Origin of the sequence: Streptomyces sp. NPDC001532, assembly GCF_040298625.1 — a bacterium.
In the GTDB taxonomy this organism is placed as follows: Bacteria; Actinomycetota; Actinomycetes; order Streptomycetales; family Streptomycetaceae; genus Streptomyces.
In genome coordinates this window covers 62,781-79,982 of record NZ_JBEPAL010000026.1, presented here as the reverse complement: position 1 = coordinate 79,982, position 17,202 = coordinate 62,781, and the positions used below count along the sequence as shown (strand labels likewise).

Sequence of the window (17,202 nt, the reverse complement as noted above, 5' to 3'; positions counted from 1 at the left end):
ACCGTCAGTCCCGCTCGCCGCCCGCTGTTCCCCCCGTCGTCCCCGCCGTGCGGAGGACCACCTCGTCGAAGTCGGCCGGCAGACCGTGACCGGTCAGGTCCCAGGCCCACAGACCGGCGAACGCCCCGGTGAAGCCGAGCGAGCGGATCCGGCCGTCGACGAACTCCTCGGCGTGCTCGTCCGACAGCACGGTCGCGTCCAGGGCCGGCCCGAGGGAACGCCAGCCGGCACCCGTGTCATGGCGGAACCGCAGCCGGGGCCCGTCGAGGTCGAGCCCGAGGCGGAGCCGCGCCACGGCGCCGAGCGGCACCTGGCCGGCCTCGTCCACGGTCACCGCGCCCCGGTCGGCGGCCGCCACCCGCAGCACCGCCCGCCCGTCGTCGTCGGCGGTGACATGCAGGAAGTACCAGTTGCGGGAGTTGTAGTAGGCGGTGATGCCGGCCAGGTGCTGGAAGCCGCTCGGCCGGTACTCCATCGTGGCTTCCAGGGAGAACCGCCAGGAGGTGACCCGCTGGGCGACCAGGCCGGCGCCGGTCAGGCTCTGCGGTGAGCTCCGCCGCGCAGCCGCAGATGCGAGGGCCGTTCGGCGAGGGTGCACCAGTCGGGCGTGGCGGGCCGGCGCAGCGTCGACCAGTCCGGGGCCAGCGCGGGCGCGTCGAAGCCGTCGACGGTCTCCGTAAGTTCGTCGCCGTCCCGCTGCTCCGGACTCTCACCCGGCGGCAGCGGCAGCGGCGGGGCCGGTAGCTCCGTCGAGGGAGCGCCGTCCGGGGTGCGGGGCCATCCGTCCGCGGTCCAGGTGACCGGAGCCAGCGCGGTCTCGCGGCCCAGGACGCACGGCCCGCGGCGGCCGTGGTGCCGCGCCACCAGGTAGGCGAGCCACCACTCACCCGTGGGCGTCTCGACGAGGCTGCCGTGACCGGCCTTCTGCAGGGGCAGGTCGGGATCGTGCCGGGCGGTGATGAGCGGACCGGCCGGATCGCTCTCGTAGGGGCCCTCCAGGCGACGCGACCGGGCGACGGTGACCTGATGCCCGTAGCCCGTCCCGCCGTCCGCGGTGAGGAGGTAGTACCACTCGCCCCGGCGGTACAGGTTCGGTCCCTCGATCCACCCGGCGCGCGGTGGCAGCACGACCCGCACCGGGTCGCCGACGAGGCGGCGCGCGACGCGGTCGTAGCGGGTGGCCTCCAGGCCCGCCGAGCCGCCGTGGCCGGGCCGCCAGTCGTGGACGAGATTCAGCAGCCGGCTCTCCGCACCGTCGTGGAAGAGCGAGGCGTCGAAACCACGGGCGTGCAGCAGGACCGGATCCGACCACGGTCCGTCGATCGACGGGGCGGTGGTGAGGAGGTTGGGGCTGTCCGTGAAGCCTTCCGCGTAGGTGGAGACGTTGCTGTACACGAGGTGGAACAGCCCGTCGGCACAGGTGAGGTTGGGCGCCCACACGCCCCCGGAGTCCGGGCAGCCGGTCAGGTCCAGCAGCCGCGTGCTGTCCAGCGCCCCGCCCAGCGGGCGCCAGCGCACCAGATCCCGTGAGTGGTGCAGCCGCACACCCGGGAACCACTCGAAGGTCGAGGTGGCCAGGTAGTGGTCGGCGCCCACGCGCACGATCGAGGGGTCCGGGTGCGAGCCGGGGAGGATCGGGTTGCGGACGACCCGGCTGCTCTGCTGCGGCACGCGTTCCCTCACCCGTCCACCTCGTCACGAACCTGCCATCGCCGACCCGGAGAAGGGGCGGTCCACCCGGACCGTAGTGTCGAACACGCGCTTCGACAAACGATCACCTCGTCGCCCGGGCGGCCGGGCCGTGCGCGGTCATGACAGCATGCCGGTATGCCTGTCCCGCACCCCGATGGCGAGTACGCGATCACCACGATGTACTCCGTGCCCGACGACGCCTGGTACCTGGAACTGGACGTCGTCGCCGGTCGGCGGAGCGTCGTGACGGCGATCGTCCCCGACGAGGACCCGGCGCGGGAGCCGACGGTGTGCTTCGACCCCCAAGGGGGGCACCTGGACATCCCGTACGAGGTCATGCGGTGGTTCATGGACCAGGTCGCCGAGGAGATCCGCACCTCGCGCGCCTGGATGCGGCTGCGGCCCGAACTCGTCTCCGTCATCCACGACTTGCGCCAGGAGCACCTGGGCATGCTCTCCGACGAGGAGTTTCCGCACGTCCTGGCGCAGGTGCGCGCCGCCGTCCCCGAGGCCGACCTGCCCGCCGTGCTCGCGGCCGCGTTCGGCCGGAGACCCGACGGCACGACCATCGACCACGGGTAGGCGCCACGGTCCGGAACGGACCCGCGTCACTCGCTCAGCCCGACGACGCCCCAGCCCCTCCCCGCGGCCTCGGCCAGGACCTGCCCCCACCCCTCCAGCAGCTCCTTGAACGCGTCGAAGTCGCCGACCCACCCCTCGGGGGCGGCGGCATGCTCCGTGAACGCCTGCCGTGCCCCGTCGAGACCGGGGCGTATCCGCTCCCAGCGCGCGCCGAGTTCGCGCACCGTGCCCGGCGACCGAGCCAGCAGCACGCCCTGGCCGTGGGCGTCGGGGTCGTCCTCGTCGTCGCCGAACAGGCCCGGCTCGGTGTGCCGCGCCGTACCGTCGAGCCCGTCCCAGACCAGTTCCAGCAGCAGAGCGTCCCACTCGGCCCGCATCGGCGCGGCGATGTGCTCCCGGAAGGATTCCCACCGCTGCCCGGCCCAGAAGTGCGGCTTGAACGACCCGCAGGTGCGCGGGAACTCGTACACGGCGAAGCGGCCGCTGTGCGGTCCGCGAGGCCAGTCCAGGCCGCTCTCGACGGCCGGCGCGTCGCGATCCCACCAGCCCGTGCCGTCGTCGTACCAGGCGTCCCTCAGCCGCGTCAGCCGCCGGCCGGGCGGAACCTCGGTCAGCCACGACCAGTCGGCGATCATCACCGTGATGTCCAGCCCCATGCCCGCCCCCTCAGCGCCGGTCCCCGGTCAGCCGCGCCACGGGACGGGCGTCGACGCGCGGTCGGGTCGTCCTGATGGGCACGCAACCAGTGTCGCAGGTGGTGGAGTCGGGCACGCGGGCGGTCTACCCTGGCGGGGTGACGACTCGGATGATCATCCTCAACGGTGGTTCCAGCGCGGGGAAGTCCGGGATCGTGCGGTGTCTGCAAGCCGTACTGCCCGATCCATGGCTGGCGTTCGGGTGCGACTCGTTCGTCGACGCGATGCCCGCGCGGCTCCAGGCGTCGGACCACGGGATCGACATCTTGGCGGACGGCGTGGTGAGCGTCGGGGAGGAGTTCCTGGCGCTGGAGGCGGCCTGGCGCGAGGGCATCGCGGCGATGGCCCGCGCCGGCGCCATGATCGTCGTCGACGACGTCTTCCTCGGCGGAGCGGAGTCCCAGCGGCGCTGGTGCAAGGCTCTCGGCGATCTGCCCGTCCTGTGGGTCGGCGTCACCTGCGACGCGGCGGTCGCCGCGGGCCGGGAGATCGCGCGCGGAGACCGGGCCCGGGGCATGGCGGCGGCGCAGGCCGGCATCGTCCACGAAGGCGTGAGCTACGACCTGGTCGTGAACACGACGCGGACCGAGGCCCTGGAGTGCGCGCGCGCCATCGCCGCACGCGTCGACGGCTGAACCGGACGGAGCCGAGGGCGCTTTCCCGGGCAGTGACTGCGCCGGTCGGCCGAACGGTCAGGAATCGAGAAGCGCCGCCCGCCGAGCCGCAACTAACGTTGCCGCCATGGACATCACCATCCACACCACGTCCCTCCCGCACGACGACCCGGACGCCTCCCTGGCCTTCTACCGCGACATCCTCGGCTTCGAGGTCCGCAGCGACGTCGGACAGGGCAGGATGCGCTGGATCACGGTGGGCCCCGTCGACCAGCCCGGTACGTCGATCCTGCTGGCGCCGCCCGCCGCCGACCCCGGCATCACCGAGGACGAGCGCCGCACCATCACCGAGATGATGGCCAAGGGCACCTACGGCTGGATCCTGCTCGCCACCCGCGACCTCGACGGCACCTTCGCCAAGGTGCAGGCCAACGACGCCGAGGTCGTCCAGGAGCCCACCGAGCAGCCCTACGGCGTACGCGACTGCGCCTTCCGCGACCCCGCGGGCAACCTCATCCGCATCCAAGAGCTCCGCTGAACCGGGGAAGGATTCCGCATGTGCCATCCCGCCTGGGGGCGCGCACTGACCGCCGCACGGCGTCTGAGCGACCTCGCACGACTGCGCCGCGTCCGCGACCGGCTCGACCGGGAGTACGCGCGGCCGCTGGACGTCGAGGCGCTCGCCCGCGACGCGGGCCTGCCGGCCGGAGAGCTCAGCCGCCAGTTCCGGCTCGCGTACGGCGCGTCCCCGTACGCCTATCTGACGGCACGTCGTATCGAGCGCGCGGCGGCGCTGCTGCGCCGTGGCGAGCTGGGTGTCACCGAGGTCTGCCGTGCTGTCGGCTGCGCCTCGCAGGGCGTCTTCGTCACGCGCTTCACGGAACTGACCGGCATGCCGCCCACCGCCCACCCGCGCGTCAGCGGTCCGGTCGGGGACCGGGAAGCACCGGCGCCCGAGCCGCAGCCGGTGTGACGGACAAGGAGATCACCGACATGACGGGGGAAACCATGACAGCCATGCCACCGCGGAGCCTCGCGGAGAGACTGCGGGACACCCGCGCGAGGCTGGAGAACGACATCGACCTCTGGGTCGCCACGCCGGGCTCTTCGGGCGTGCACCTCATCCCGCTCTCGTACCTCTGGGACGGGGAAGCGTTCCTCGTCTCGACGCCGCGTGCCTCCGTCACCGGCCGCAACCTGCTCGCGGGCGGCGTCGTACGACTCGGCCTGGGACCCACACGCGACGTCGTGGTCGTCGACGGCACCGCCGAGCCGGTGGATCTCGCCGACCTCGACCCGAGGACGGGCGACGCGTTCGCCGCCAGGACCGGATTCGATCCGCGCGAGCTCGACGCCTACCAGTACTTCCTGATCCGGCCCCACCGCATCCAGGCCTGGCGGGAGGCGAACGAGCTGAAGGGCCGCGACCTGATGCGCGACGGCACCTGGCTGGGCTGACCACCGTCTGGCCGCAGTCAGGGGGAGTCGGCTGGAGGAGCGGCCGTTTTGCGGCTATGGCTTAGGACGTGACTGTCACTCCCGGCCAGGAACCCGCCGCGCCCGTGTGGCGTGCCGTCCACCGCACCACCAGAGGGTCGCGGCATGCCGGGCGCTGAGACCCGGCGCCGGCTGCCGCGCGCCCTGCCGGCGCTGCTGGCCGCGCTCTTCGTGCTGCTGCACGTCTTCGGCTATCCCGCGACGCGCTTCTCCAACGACTCCTACCGCTACGCCCGCGAGGCGTACGAGTTCCTGGGCGACTCCCCGGGCGAGGCGACCCGCAAGGCCGTCGCCGCCTACTGCGAGGACACGGCCGCGCTGGTCCACCGCAACCGCATGCTCGACCAGCTGGGATTCCGGGCACCGGGCCGCGAGGCCGCCTACGCGGCGCGGTGCGAGAAGAAGTACGCGGGTGGACTCGTCCCGACCGACCCGCGGTACGAGAGGATCTTCCACACCCGGCCCGGCTACCCCCTGATGGCCGCTCCCTTCGTGGCGCTGCTCGGCGCCAAGGCGGGACTCACCCTGGTCGCCCTCGCCTTCACCACGCTCGCCGGCTACCTCGTGCACCTGCTGCTGCGCGCACTGCGCGCGCCGCCGTGGGCCGCCGCGCTCGGCCAGGCCTTCTACTACGTGACCCCGCTCGCCTTCTGGGGAGGCCGGCCGCTGACCGAGGGCCCGGCCCTCGCGCTGACGACCGCGCTGCTGCTCGCCTCGGTGTGGTTGCTGCGCGACCGCGTCCTGCCGGGCGCGGCGCTGTTCGCCGGTGCCCTCGCCTGCGGGCTCACCGTCCGCTACTCCAGCTTCCTGATCGTCGTGCTGTTCCTGGCCGCCGCCGCGGCCGCGTCGCTGCTCCTCGTCCGTCGCGCCAGGCGCCCCGGAGCGTGGTGGCTGGCCGGACTGTCGGCGGGCGGCACCCTGGCCGCGCTGGGCCTGAGCAAGGCCCTGAGGCTCCCCGGCACGGCCGACTCGCTCCAGGACACCTTCACACTGCACTGGACCCGGCCCGAGATCGCCGACCCGTGGCGAGCCCTCGCCCGCCTCAACCTGAACTACTGGTGGCAGTGGCTCCAGAAGGAGGCGCTGGCCCCGATGCTGCTCCTGCTGCTGGCGGTGGGCGCCTGGGGCGTGTGGAAGCGCTCGGTGCCGGTCGCCCTGTGCGTGATCGCCGTGGGCGCCACCGGCTTCGCCACGGCGGCGGCGCACCCCCTCGCGGTCGAACTGGACCGGCTGTACGTCGCCGTATGGCTGATCCCCGTGATCGGGGTGCCGCTGGCACTCGCCCGGCTACGGCGTCCGGTGCCGCAGCCGGGTGGCAGCGGTCCCGGCCGGGCGGGTGCCCCGGCCGGGGAGGACCCGGAGGGCGAGCGCGAGTCGGCGTGGCTGTGACCGCGGCGGCGCGGCCCCGGCCGCCCGACTGGCGTCCGGCGGCGGGGCACGTCCCTGATCCCTCCGGGCGGGCAGCCGGGCGCCCGGAGGGACCGGCGATCAGGAGCTGGTCAGGATGACCAGCCGCTGGGTCGCCCGGGTCATCGCGACATAGCGGTCGACCGCTCCCTCGATCCCCTCCCCGAACGCCTCCGGGTCGACGAGTACGACCAGGTCGAACTCCAGGCCCTTCGACAGCTCCGGGGTCAGCGACCGCACACGCGGCGTGGCACGGAACGTGGGATCGCCGATGACGCAGGCGATCCCGTCGTCGTGCTCGGCGAGCCAGGTGTCGAGGATTTCGTGCAGATCCGCGACGGAGCCGTGCACGACGGGGATGCCGTTGCCGCGGACGGAGGTCGGCACGTTGGCGTCCGGGAGCGCGGCGCGGATGACCTTCTCCGCCTCCGTCATGACCTCCTCCGGGGTCCGGTAGTTGATGCTCAGGGAGGACACCTCGACACGGTCGAGCCCGACCCGCTCGAGCCGCTCCCGCCAGGACTCCGTGAACCCGTGCCGCGCCTGGGCGCGGTCCCCGACGATGGTGAAGCTGCGCGACGGGCACCGCAGCAGCAGCATCTGCCACTCGGCGTCGGTCAGCTCCTGCGCCTCGTCCACGACGATGTGCGCGAACGGGCCGTCCAGGACCTGCCGGTCGGCGCGCGGCAGCGCGCTCTCGTCGATCAGGCTGTCCTGGAGGTCGCGGCCGTGCAGCATCGTCACCGCGCCCTCACCGTCGTCGTCGGCCCTGATCAGGCCCTCGATCACACCGGCCATGCGCTCGCGCTGGGCGGCGACGGTGGCGTCGTGGCGGCGCTTGCGCAGCGACGCCTTCGGGTCGCCGAGCCGCTGCCGCGCGGCGTCCAGCAGCGGCAGGTCGGACACCGTCCAGGCCTCCGCCTCGTCGCGCCGCAGCTTCCGGACGTCGTCGGGGGCGAGCCAGGGAGCGCATTTGCGCAGGTAGGCGGGTACCGACCAGAGATCCGCGACGAGGTCGGCCGGTTCGAGCAGCGGCCAGGCGCGGTTGAGGGCTCCGACCAGCTCACGGTTCTGCCGCAGCGACCTCCGGAACAGCTCGGGCGGGACCTCGTCGTCCTGCCTGTCCAGCGTGATCTTGTCCAGCAGGATCGTGACCAGCGCCTCCCAGACCTCCTCGCGGCCCTCGTTGTGCGGTGTCCCGGGTTCGGGTGCCTCGAACGCCTCGGCCCAGTCGTCGGCGCTCAGCCGGACGTCGGACCAGTGCGTGGTGACCGTCATCCCCTTCGTGGGCGGCTCCTCGTAGAACCTGACGGCCGTCTCGATCGCCTTCACCATGTCCGCGGACGACTTCAGACGGGCCACCTCCGGGTCGCTCTCGACCGTGGCGCCGGCTCCCTCGGGCACGAGGTCGCGCAGGGTGCAGGTGCGCACACCTTCCTCGCCGAGACTCGGGAGGACGTCGGCGACGTAGGCCAGGTACGGCTGGTGCGGCCCGACGAACAGCACGCCGCCCCTGCGGTGGCCCAGGCGGGGGTCGGAGTACAGGAGGTAGGCGGAGCGGTGCAGGGCGACGACGGTCTTGCCGGTGCCCGGACCGCCGTCGACGACGAGAGCGCCGCGGGAGCCGGCTCGGATGATGGCGTCCTGGTCGGCCTGGATGGTGGCGAGGACGTCCCGCATCCGCGCCGAGCGGTTGCCGCCCAGGCTGGCGATGAAGGCGGACTGGTCGTCGAGCGCGGCGTGCCCTTCGAGCCCTTCGGCGGTGAACACCTCGTCCCAGTAGTCGCTGATCCGGCCGCGGGTCCAGCGGTAGCGGCGCCGGCTCGCCAGCCCCATCGGGTTGGCGTGGGTCGCGGCGAAGAACGGCTCGGCCGCGGGCGAGCGCCAGTCCAGCAGCAGCCGGCGCCCGTCGCTGTCGGTCAGGCCGAGCCGTCCGATGTACACGGGCTCGGGGTCGTCGGCGGTGACGATGTGGCCCAGGCACAGGTCCAGGCCGAAGCGTCGCAGGGCGCGCAGCCTGCCGGTCAGCCGGTGGATCTCCAGGTCCCGCTCCAGCACCTCGCGGCCGACACCGCCGGGTGCCCTGCGCTCGGCGTCGAGGCCGGCGGACAGTTCGGCGATCGTCTCGTCGAGGCTGGCCGCGATGGCCCGGAAATGGCGCTCGTCGTCGGCGATCAGCGCCGGGTCGGCCTTGGGGGAGAGGCGGCCCGGGAGATCGAACGCGCTCGTGGTCGCGGAGCTCATGTCACCAGCTCCGATCAGAGGTCTTGCCGGCGCCGTACGATCCATGATCCGGCAAAAGCACATGCACTTCGTGGGTCTCCCGTTTCCGCAGTTTCCAGCCGAGGCCAGCGATTCTGCGTCATGACCGGGGCCTTGCCGCAAGCCCCCCCGTGCGCTATACGTTGAGAGTGGCAAGGAGTGGGTACGTCCTCCGGCCCTCGTTCATCCCCCTCGGCCCTCGGCCTCGATCTTCTCCCACGCCGCCGATGCCGGCTGTCCTCACGCTCGGCGGACGAGTTTCTCACGAGGCGCCGGCACATCGCTCACCGCCGGGCGGCCCAGGAGCCTGGTCAGCAGCGGGCCGGCCATCGCGGTCGTCACCACGGCCATGACGACCATCAGCGAATACAGCTTCTGATTGAGGAAGCCCAGTTGCAGGCCCACGTTCAGGACGATGAGTTCGGTCAGGCCACGGGTGTTCATCAAGGTCGCCAGCGCGGCGGACTGCCGCACCGGCATACGGCTGAGACGGGCCGCCGTGAACGCGCCGACGAACTTGCCGCCGACCGCCACCAGCAGGATCAGCGCCAGATCGCCGAGCCCGCTCCCGTCCACCTTGGAGAGGTCGACCTGGAGGCCTGCCACCAGGAAGAACACCGGCAGCAGCAGCGTTCCGCTCAACTGGCCCAACCGGTCGTGCACTTCACCGCGCAGCCGCTCGGTGCCGGTGCGCGGGAGCACCACACCGAAGAGGAACGCGCCGAAGATGTAGTGCAGGCCCAGCCACTCGGTGGTGGCGGCGGACAGCAGCAGGCCGGCCAGCACGCAGGCGAACGTGGCGGGGGTCAGTCCGGGGTCGCCGCGGCGGGCCGTGAACCGGCGCAGCAGCGGGCGCAGGACGAAGAGCATGCCCAGCAGATAGGGGATGGCCAGCAGGATCCGCCACTGGTCGGGCCCGGCCGAGCCGCTGACGGCGACCACGGCCGCCAGCAGCGACCAGGCGAGGACGTCGTCGATGGAGGCGCAGGCCAGCGCCACCACACCCAGCGGAGTGCGGGCCATGCCCCGGTCGACGAGGATCCGGGCCAGTACCGGGAAGGCGGTGATCGACATGGCGATGCCCATGAAGAGCATGAAGGCCGTCCGGTCCTCGGTCGCGTGATGCTGCATCAGGTACCACGCCAGGGCCATGCCCAGTCCGAAGGGCAGCAGGACGGAGCTGATCGAGACGGTGGCGGCGAGGCTTCCGCTGCCGCGTATCAGAGCGGCGTCCCACTCCAGGCCGACGATGAACATGAAGACCGCTACACCGACCGCGGCGAGGGCGCCGAGCAGGGGCCGCACGCTGGCGGGGAAGAGGGCGTCGGAGACGGCCCCGTGGAACAGGCTCGGGCCGAGTGTGATGCCGGCCAGTACCTCGCCGATCACCGGCGGCTGGCCCAGACGCCTGGCGAGTGCGCCGAACAGCTGGGCCAGGACGACGATGGCGGCGAGGCTGACGAGGAGCGAGGTGGTCCGATGAGCGTCCATGCGATCGGTCTCCGTCCGTGAGGAGGGGCGCGGGCAGGACCAAGGAGGCGGCGTCGTGCCCGAGGCGGGGCCGCTTCGCGGGGTGCAGGGCCATCCTTGCCACGGCGGCCGGTTCACGAACGTTCGGCGGACCAGCGGCTGGAGCAAGGGAAGCCTGCGGGGGCGCATGTCCACCCCCGTGTGCTCCGTGAGGTGGGGGACTGCCTCAGGATGTGCGCCGGGCCGGAGCGGGACACACCTTCCGTACCGCTACTCGGGCAGCGGGCGGTCGTCGACGACGTGCTTCATGACCAGCGTGGAGGTCAGGCGCTGGACGCCCGGCAGCCGGGCCAGCCGCTGGTCGTAGAGCTGCTGGTAGGCGGTGAGGTCGGTGGTGGCGACGCGGAGGAGGTAGTCGGGTTCGCCGAAGAGGCGCTGGGCCTGGATGACGTGCGGGATGGCGGTCACGGCCTCCTCGAAGGCGGTGACGGTGTCGGGATCCTCCCAGCGCAGGGTGGCGAAGACCAGGGTCTCGAAGTTCAGACCGAGGGCTGAGGGGTCGACGACGGCGCGGTAGCCGCGGATCGCGCCCTCCCGTTCCAGGTCACGCAGCCGTCGGTGGCAGGGCGAGACGCTCAGCCGCACGCGGGCGGCCAGTTCGGTGACGGTGAGACGGCCGTCCAGCTGTAGCTCGGTAAGAATTTTCCGGTCCAGGGCATCCATGGAAAAGATTCTCCCTCACCGACAGGGACCGCCGGGAAAAGACAGGAACATTTTCGGGCGTAATCGGCCTAACCTTCCCTCGCACAACAAGAAATGCGAGAGGGACCGATCGATGGACACGACCACAGTGGCGGCCTTCCTGGCAGTGGACCTGCTGCTGGTGTTCACTCCGGGCGCGGACTGGGCCTACGCGATCTCGGCCGGGCTGCGGGACCGGTCGGTGGTGCCGGCGGTCGCCGGGCTGATCACCGGGTACGCGGGCTACACGCTGCTCGCCGTGGCCGGCCTGGTGGCGATCGTGGCGAGTTCGGCGACCGTGCTCACCGCGCTGACCGTCGCCGGGGCCGGCTATCTGGTGTGGCTGGGCTGGGGAGTGCTGAACCGCCCGGCGGTCCTCGGCGCGGCCGCGGGACCCATGGCCTCCTCGCGCGGGCAGATCATGCTCAAGGGCGTCGGGATCAGCGGACTGAACCCGAAGGCGCTGCTGCTGTACTTCTCGCTGTTCCCGCAGTTCATCGAGCCCGCGGCGAGCTGGCCCGTCGCCGCCCAGACCGGGCTGCTCGGCACGCTGCACATGACGTCCTGCGCGGTGGTCTACCTCGCCGTCGGCGCACTCGCCCGCACCGTCCTCAGGACCCGGCCGTCGGCGGCCAGGGCGGTCACCCGGGCCTCCGGGGCCATGATGATCGTCATCGGTGGATCTCTGCTGGTGGAGAGCTTGGCCGGCTGAGCGGTCGAGTCCGCCGGTCGTCCGGGCGGAGGCGCTTGCGGGCCGCTCCGCGGCCTGCGGCAGGATGGGGCGGTGGCTACCGATGCGGAAGAGAGCGGTGAAGCAGGCACCGGTGCGAGAAGGGTCGGTGCGAAAACGACCGGTGGGAAGACGACCGGTGGGAAGACGGCCGGTGGGAAGACGGCCGGTGGGAAGACGGCCGGTGGGAAGACGGCCGGTGCGAAAACGACCGGTGGGAAGACGGCCGGTGGGAAGACGGCCGGTGGGAAGACGACCGGTGGGAAGACGGCCGGTGCGGAAGGGATCGGGCTGAGCGACACCGAACTCCGCGAGATCGCGGGCTACGCGGCCGACTGCGCGAGCAGGGTGCTGCCGGTCTTCGAGCGGAGCGCTCCCGCCGACACCCGCCCCCGGGACGCCGTCGACGCGGCACGCGCCTTCGCCGACGGCGGCCGGCGCACGACCGCTCTGCGGCAGAGCGCGTGGGCGGCGTACAAGGCGGCGCAGGAAGCGACACTCCCCGCCGCCGTCGACGCGGCGCGGGCGGCCAGCCACGCGGCCGCCGCCGCGTTCCTGCACCCCAAGGCGAGCGCTCACCAGGTCAAGCACATCCTCGGTGCGGCGGCGCACGCGGCGCGCGCGGAGGAGCTGGCGGCCGGAGAGGACGAGCAGGTCGCCGCGGCGGCCCTCGAACGGGCGCGCCGGCACGCGCCGGCCGCGGTCGCCGCGGTGCTCGGCCGACTGCCCGCGGCGCCTTCCGGCGGCGGACGCGTGGGCGGGTTCATCCGCGAACTCGACGCCGCTCTCCGCGCCTGAGGCACACGCCGCGTCCCGCTCACTCACATGACACCGCCGCGCGGTGTGCGCCGGGCTTAACCCCGTGCGCTCCCACGGTGTGACGGGACGGAAATTCGATCTTCCTACGGTGCTGAGTCATGGGCCGCCCGTCACCGGCGGGGCGAGGTCGGCCCGGGACGGTACACGCGCGGTGGGGTGGGATTTCGGTGGCAACTGACTCGAAGGACGGCAGCGTCCGCACGGTCTGCTCGTACTGCGGCGTCGGTTGCGGAATCGTGCTCGACATCGCGCGGGACCCCGCCGACGGCCGGCGTCGGGTGACGAAGGCCTCGGGCGACAAGGACCACCCCGCCAACCGCGGACGCCTGTGCACCAAGGGCGCCACGAGCGCGGACATGATGGCCTCGACCGGGCGGGTGGCGAAGGCGCTGGTGCGCTCCGAACGCGGGGCCCAGCCTGCCGAAGCCGACGTGGACGAGGCGATCAGGGCGGTCGCCGGCCGGCTGCGGGCGATCCTGGACGAGCACGGGCCGGACGCGCTGTCCTTCTACGTCTCCGGGCAGATGTCACTGGAGGCGCAGTACCTGGCGAACAAGCTGGCCAAGGGCTTCGTCCGGACCAACCAGATCGAGTCCAACTCCCGGCTGTGCATGGCGTCCGCCGGTTCCGGCTACAAGCTGTCGCTGGGCGCGGACGGCCCGCCCGGCTCCTACGAGGACTTCGACCGGGCGGACACCTTCCTCGTCATCGGCGCCAACATGGCCGACTGTCACCCGATCCTCTTCCTGCGCATGATGGACCGCGTCAAGGCGGGCGCCCGGCTGATCGTCGTCGACCCGCGCCGCAACGCCACCGCCGACAAGGCCGACCTCTTCCTCCAGATCAAGCCCGGCACCGACCTGGCCCTGCTCAACGGCCTGCTGCACCTGCTGGTCGCCGACGGGCACACCGACGAGGAGTTCATCGCCGAGTTCACCGAGGGCTGGGAGGAGATGCCCGCCTTCCTGGAGGACTATCCGCCCGACCGCGTCGCGGAGATCACCGGCCTCGCCGAGAGCGACATCCGCCGGGCCGCGCGGTGGATCGGTGAATCCGGCGACTGGACGAGCTGCTGGACCATGGGCCTCAACCAGTCCACCCACGGCACCTGGAACACCAACGCCCTGATCAACCTGCACCTCGCCACCGGTGCCATCTGCCGACCCGGCTCCGGCCCCTTCTCGCTGACCGGCCAGCCCAACGCCATGGGCGGCCGCGAGATGGGCTACATGGGCCCCGGCCTGCCCGGGCAGCGTTCCCTTCTCGACGACGCCGAGCGCGCCTTCGTCGAGGAGCTGTGGAACATCCCCGCGGGTTCGCTGCGCACCGAGGTCGGGCGCGGCACGGTCGAGATGTTCGAGGAGATGGCCGCCGGGAAGATCAAGGCGTGCTGGATCATCTGCACCAACCCCGTCGCCTCGGTCGCCAACCGCAAGACCGTCATCGCGGGTCTGGAGGCCGCCGAACTCGTCATCACCCAGGACGTCTTCGCCGAGACCGAGACCAACGCGTACGCCGATGTCGTACTGCCCGCGACGCTGTGGGCCGAGTCCGACGGCGTCATGATCAACTCGGAGCGGAACCTCACCCTCGTGCAGGGCGTCGTCGACCCGCCGGGACAAGCACTCCCCGACTGGCAGCTGATCGCCCGGGTGGCCCGCGAGATGGGGTTCGCCGAAGGGTTCGGCCACACCTCCGCGGAGGAGGTGTTCGAGGAGCTCAAGCGGGCGTGGAATCCCAAGACCGGCTGGGATCTGCGCGGCGTCACCTACGAGCGGCTGCGCACCGAACCCGTCCAGTGGCCCGCCCCGCCCGGCGGGACGGACCGCAACCCGATCCGCTACCTCAACGACGGCGTCAGCCAGAGCCTCCTGGAGCGCGAGGACGGCAGCCGCCCGCGCCTGGCCTTCCCGACGCCCGGCGGACGCGCCCGGTTCTTCGCCCGCCCGCATCTGACGCCCGCCGAACTCCCGGACGACGACTACCCCTTCACCCTCAACACCGGCCGTGTGCAGCACCAGTGGCACACCATGACCAAGACCGGCAAGGTGGCCAAGCTCGCCCGGCTCAACCCCGGCCCGTTCGTCGAGGTCCACCCCGAGGACGCCGCCGCACTCGGTGTCGCCGAGGGCGATCACCTGGAGGTCGCCTCCCGGCGCGGCCGAGCCGTCCTGCCCGCCGTGGTCACGGACCGGGTCCGGCCGGGCACCTGCTTCGCCCCCTTCCACTGGAACGACCTCTTCGGCGAGTACCTCAGCATCAACGCCGTCACCAACGACGCCATCGACCCCATCTCCTTCCAGCCCGAGTTCAAGGCCTGCGCCGTCGCCCTCGCCAGGACGGCCGCTCCTGTGCCGGCGGCGGGCGCGAAGGGACGGCCGGAGGCGGCCGGCGAGCAGACCGTCGCCGGGCAGGCCGTCGTGGGGGATGGCGCTGCCGGGCATGGCGTTGCCGGGCAAGGCGCTGCCGTGCGGCGTGGGGCGGCTGTGACGCCGGGCCCGGTTCCGGTCGCGGTTCCGGTTGCGGCCGGGGCGGCGGCCGTGGCGGCGGACTCACCCGTCCAGGCGCTCGCCACGCTGTTCGGCATCACCGACCTCGCGCCCGCGCCGCTGGCCGAGCCGGAGCGTCACTACCTGTCCGGCTATCTCTCCGGTCTGGCCCTGGCCCCGTCCGACGGCCGCGTCCCCGTCCTGCCCTCCGGCGCGCCCTTCACCCCGGACCGCGCCTTCTGGGTGGACGGCGTCCTGGCCGGCATGTTCTCCCGTACCACCGCCGCCTCCGGTGCGGGGGCCGGCTCCGGTACCGACACCGGATCCGGTGTGCCCGCGCCGACCGGCGCCCCGGCGGCCGGCACCGCCGTACCGACCCGGCGTCTGCTCATCCTGTGGGCCTCGCAGACCGGCACCGCCGAGGCGTTCGCCGAGGGCGCGGCCGTCCACCTCGCCGAGGCCGCGGGCCGCACCCCCGAGGTGCTGCCCATGACCGACGCGTCCCCGGCCCACCTCGGCGCCGACACCGACGTACTCCTCGTCACCAGCACCTTCGGTGACGGCGAGTCGCCCGACAACGGCGCCGACTTCTGGCAGTCGCTGTCCGACCCGGACACCGCCCGGCTGGAGGGAGTGCGCTACGCGGTCCTCGCGTTCGGCGACTCCAGCTACGACGACTTCTGCGGCCACGGCCGCCGGCTCGACGAACGGCTCGACGCCCTCGGCGCCACCCGGCTCGTTCCCCGCATCGACTGCGAGCCCGACTTCGAGGAGGCCGCCGAGGACTGGCTCGTCCGGGTCGTCACCGCGCTGGCCACGGCCGACGACGGGCCGCACGGCGACCCGGGCGCTGCCCGGGCGACCGCACCCACCGCATCAGCCGCGCCCACCGCGAACGCCGCATCCGCCGCATCCGCCGCGCCCGCCGTCGGCACCGCCTCCTCGCCCTCGCCCACGCCCGTGCCGCCCGTGCCCACCAAGGCCTCGCCGTTCGCCACCCTGCTCATCGGCAACCGGCTGCTGAGCCTGCCCGGTTCGCAGAAGGAGGTCCGCCAGTTCGCCTTCGACACCCGCGGCGGCGAACTCGCCTACGACGCCGGGGACGCCCTCGGCGTATGGCCGACGAACGGCGCCCCACTCGTCGCCGAATGGCTCGCGCTCACCGGTCTCGACCCCGACGAGCCGGTCGACCTCGGTACCGGCGCGCCGATCCCCGTGGAAGAGGCGCTGCGCACTCGGCTCGACATCGCCCGCATCACCACCGACCTGCTGAAGTTCACCGCGGAGCGCACCGGGAGCCATGAACTGCGGCGGCTGCTGCGGCCGGACAACAAGGACGCGCTCGCGCAGTGGAGCTGGGGACGCCAGGCCGCCGATGTCGTCGCCGCGTACCCGGTCCGCGCCTCGGCGGCCGAGTGGGCCGGCGTGCTCAAGCGGCTCCAGCCCCGGCTGTACTCCATCTCCTCCAGCCCGCTCGCCCACCCCGGCGAGGTCCGCCTCACCGTCTCCGTCGTCCGCTACACCAACGACCTCGGGCGGGACCGCAAGGGCGTGTGCTCCACCTACCTCGCGGACTGCGCGGACGACGGCACCGTGCAGGTCTTCGTCCAGCGCTCGCCCCACTTCCGGCCGCCGGCCGACCCGGCCACTCCCATGATCATGGTCGGCCCCGGCACCGGCGTGGCCCCCTTCATCGGCTTCCTCGAAGACCGCCAGGCACGGGGTCACACCGGACCCAACTGGCTCTTCTTCGGCGAACAGCGCCAGACCACCGACTTCTACTACCGCCAGGAGCTGGAGGCGTACCAGGCGTCCGGCCACCTCGACCGCCTCGACCTCGCCTTCTCCCGCGACCAGCGCAACAAGATCTACGTCCAGGACCGGATGCGTGAACACGGCGCCCGCCTCTGGCAGTGGCTCCAGGACGGCGCCCACTTCTACGTCTGCGGCGACGCGGCCCGCATGGCCAAGGACGTCGACCAGGCCCTCCGGGACATCGCCGCCACCCACGGCGGCATGGACGACGGCGAGGCCACCGCGTACGTCAGGCGCCTGGCCGCGGACAAGCGCTACGTCCGGGACGTCTACTGACCCTCCCGCCCGACACCGCCGCCCTGTGCCGCGACGCGCTCCGGAGCGGATCTGCGGCTGCCCGCCCTGGACGGCACCGTTCTCGCCGAGCGGGCGCCGGAGCCGGGCGCCGA

13 protein-coding genes and 1 pseudogene are annotated in these 17,202 nt (G+C 72.7%); 9 read left to right on the top strand and 5 right to left on the bottom strand.

Annotated features, from left to right (window positions below):
- Positions 1 to 4: 4 nt before the first annotated feature.
- Positions 5 to 1,596: pseudogene (locus tag ABT232_RS23415) on the bottom strand (glycoside hydrolase family 43 protein).
- A gap of 231 nt (positions 1,597 to 1,827) precedes the next feature.
- On the opposite strand from ABT232_RS23415, the gene ABT232_RS23410 reads away from it, so the two are divergent.
- Positions 1,828 to 2,274, top strand: a complete 447-nt coding sequence (locus ABT232_RS23410; RefSeq protein WP_351842963.1) for a hypothetical protein — start codon at positions 1,828 to 1,830, stop codon at positions 2,272 to 2,274.
- A 26-nt stretch (positions 2,275 to 2,300) separates the two neighbouring features.
- On the opposite strand, the gene ABT232_RS23405 is transcribed toward ABT232_RS23410, so the two are convergent.
- Positions 2,301 to 2,930: a hypothetical protein gene (locus ABT232_RS23405; protein WP_351842961.1), complete on the bottom strand. Its 630-nt coding sequence runs from the start codon at positions 2,928 to 2,930 to the stop codon at positions 2,301 to 2,303.
- 137 nt (positions 2,931 to 3,067) lie between these two features.
- On the opposite strand from ABT232_RS23405, the gene cpt reads away from it, so the two are divergent.
- From cpt to ABT232_RS23380, 5 genes are all read left to right on the top strand, one after another.
- Positions 3,068 to 3,604: a chloramphenicol phosphotransferase CPT gene (cpt, locus tag ABT232_RS23400; RefSeq protein WP_351842959.1), complete on the top strand. Its 537-nt coding sequence runs from the start codon at positions 3,068 to 3,070 to the stop codon at positions 3,602 to 3,604.
- Between the two features lie 106 nt (positions 3,605 to 3,710).
- A complete protein-coding gene (locus ABT232_RS23395; protein WP_351842957.1) occupies positions 3,711 to 4,121 on the top strand; it encodes a VOC family protein in 411 nt (136 codons plus the stop codon).
- 18 nt (positions 4,122 to 4,139) lie between these two features.
- On the top strand, positions 4,140 to 4,556 hold the full coding sequence (locus tag ABT232_RS23390; RefSeq protein ID WP_351842955.1) for a helix-turn-helix transcriptional regulator: 417 nt from the start codon (positions 4,140 to 4,142) through the stop codon (positions 4,554 to 4,556).
- Positions 4,557 to 4,591: 35 nt separating this feature from the next.
- Positions 4,592 to 5,041 (top strand): pyridoxamine 5'-phosphate oxidase family protein, encoded by a 450-nt coding sequence (locus ABT232_RS23385; protein ID WP_351843029.1) that lies wholly within the window; start codon positions 4,592 to 4,594, stop codon positions 5,039 to 5,041.
- Positions 5,042 to 5,185: 144 nt separating this feature from the next.
- A complete protein-coding gene (locus ABT232_RS23380) occupies positions 5,186 to 6,469 on the top strand; it encodes a hypothetical protein (protein WP_351842953.1) in 1,284 nt (427 codons plus the stop codon).
- Positions 6,470 to 6,568: 99 nt separating this feature from the next.
- Here ABT232_RS23380 and helR read toward each other — a convergent pair whose 3' ends face one another.
- The 3 genes from helR to ABT232_RS23365 all read right to left on the bottom strand — a co-directional run bounded on the left by helR (position 6,569) and on the right by ABT232_RS23365 (position 10,942).
- Positions 6,569 to 8,731, bottom strand: coding sequence for an RNA polymerase recycling motor ATPase HelR (gene helR / locus ABT232_RS23375; RefSeq protein WP_351842951.1), 2,163 nt, complete (start codon positions 8,729 to 8,731; stop codon positions 6,569 to 6,571).
- A 258-nt stretch (positions 8,732 to 8,989) separates the two neighbouring features.
- Entirely contained in the window at positions 8,990 to 10,240 is a 1,251-nt protein-coding gene (locus ABT232_RS23370; protein WP_351842949.1) for a cation:proton antiporter domain-containing protein, read from the bottom strand.
- Positions 10,241 to 10,489: 249 nt separating this feature from the next.
- On the bottom strand, positions 10,490 to 10,942 hold the full coding sequence (locus ABT232_RS23365; protein ID WP_351842947.1) for an Lrp/AsnC family transcriptional regulator: 453 nt from the start codon (positions 10,940 to 10,942) through the stop codon (positions 10,490 to 10,492).
- Positions 10,943 to 11,054: 112 nt separating this feature from the next.
- Here ABT232_RS23365 and ABT232_RS23360 point away from each other — a divergent pair, with 112 nt between their 5' ends.
- The 3 genes from ABT232_RS23360 to ABT232_RS23350 all read left to right on the top strand — a co-directional run bounded on the left by ABT232_RS23360 (position 11,055) and on the right by ABT232_RS23350 (position 17,089).
- Positions 11,055 to 11,672, top strand: a complete 618-nt coding sequence (locus ABT232_RS23360; protein WP_351842945.1) for a LysE family translocator — start codon at positions 11,055 to 11,057, stop codon at positions 11,670 to 11,672.
- Positions 11,673 to 11,744: 72 nt separating this feature from the next.
- Positions 11,745 to 12,488, top strand: a complete 744-nt coding sequence (locus ABT232_RS23355; protein ID WP_351842943.1) for a putative immunity protein — start codon at positions 11,745 to 11,747, stop codon at positions 12,486 to 12,488.
- Positions 12,489 to 12,676: 188 nt separating this feature from the next.
- On the top strand, positions 12,677 to 17,089 hold the full coding sequence (locus tag ABT232_RS23350) for a bifunctional nitrate reductase/sulfite reductase flavoprotein subunit alpha (protein WP_351842941.1): 4,413 nt from the start codon (positions 12,677 to 12,679) through the stop codon (positions 17,087 to 17,089).
- Positions 17,090 to 17,202 lie beyond the last annotated feature (113 nt).

Bases quoted from the DNA above. Each gene is read 5' to 3' on its own strand.
- ABT232_RS23410 (WP_351842963.1), top strand. From the start codon at position 1,828: ATGCCTGTCCCGCACCCCGATGGCGAGTACGCGATCACCACGATGTAC.
- ABT232_RS23405 (WP_351842961.1), bottom strand. From the start codon at position 2,930: ATGGGGCTGGACATCACGGTGATGATCGCCGACTGGTCGTGGCTGACC.
- ABT232_RS23395 (WP_351842957.1), top strand. From the start codon at position 3,711: ATGGACATCACCATCCACACCACGTCCCTCCCGCACGACGACCCGGAC.
- ABT232_RS23390 (WP_351842955.1), top strand. From the start codon at position 4,140: ATGTGCCATCCCGCCTGGGGGCGCGCACTGACCGCCGCACGGCGTCTG.
- ABT232_RS23385 (WP_351843029.1), top strand. From the start codon at position 4,592: ATGACAGCCATGCCACCGCGGAGCCTCGCGGAGAGACTGCGGGACACC.
- ABT232_RS23380 (WP_351842953.1), top strand. From the start codon at position 5,186: ATGCCGGGCGCTGAGACCCGGCGCCGGCTGCCGCGCGCCCTGCCGGCG.
- helR (WP_351842951.1), bottom strand. From the start codon at position 8,731: ATGAGCTCCGCGACCACGAGCGCGTTCGATCTCCCGGGCCGCCTCTCC.
- ABT232_RS23370 (WP_351842949.1), bottom strand. From the start codon at position 10,240: ATGGACGCTCATCGGACCACCTCGCTCCTCGTCAGCCTCGCCGCCATC.
- ABT232_RS23365 (WP_351842947.1), bottom strand. From the start codon at position 10,942: ATGGATGCCCTGGACCGGAAAATTCTTACCGAGCTACAGCTGGACGGC.
- ABT232_RS23360 (WP_351842945.1), top strand. From the start codon at position 11,055: ATGGACACGACCACAGTGGCGGCCTTCCTGGCAGTGGACCTGCTGCTG.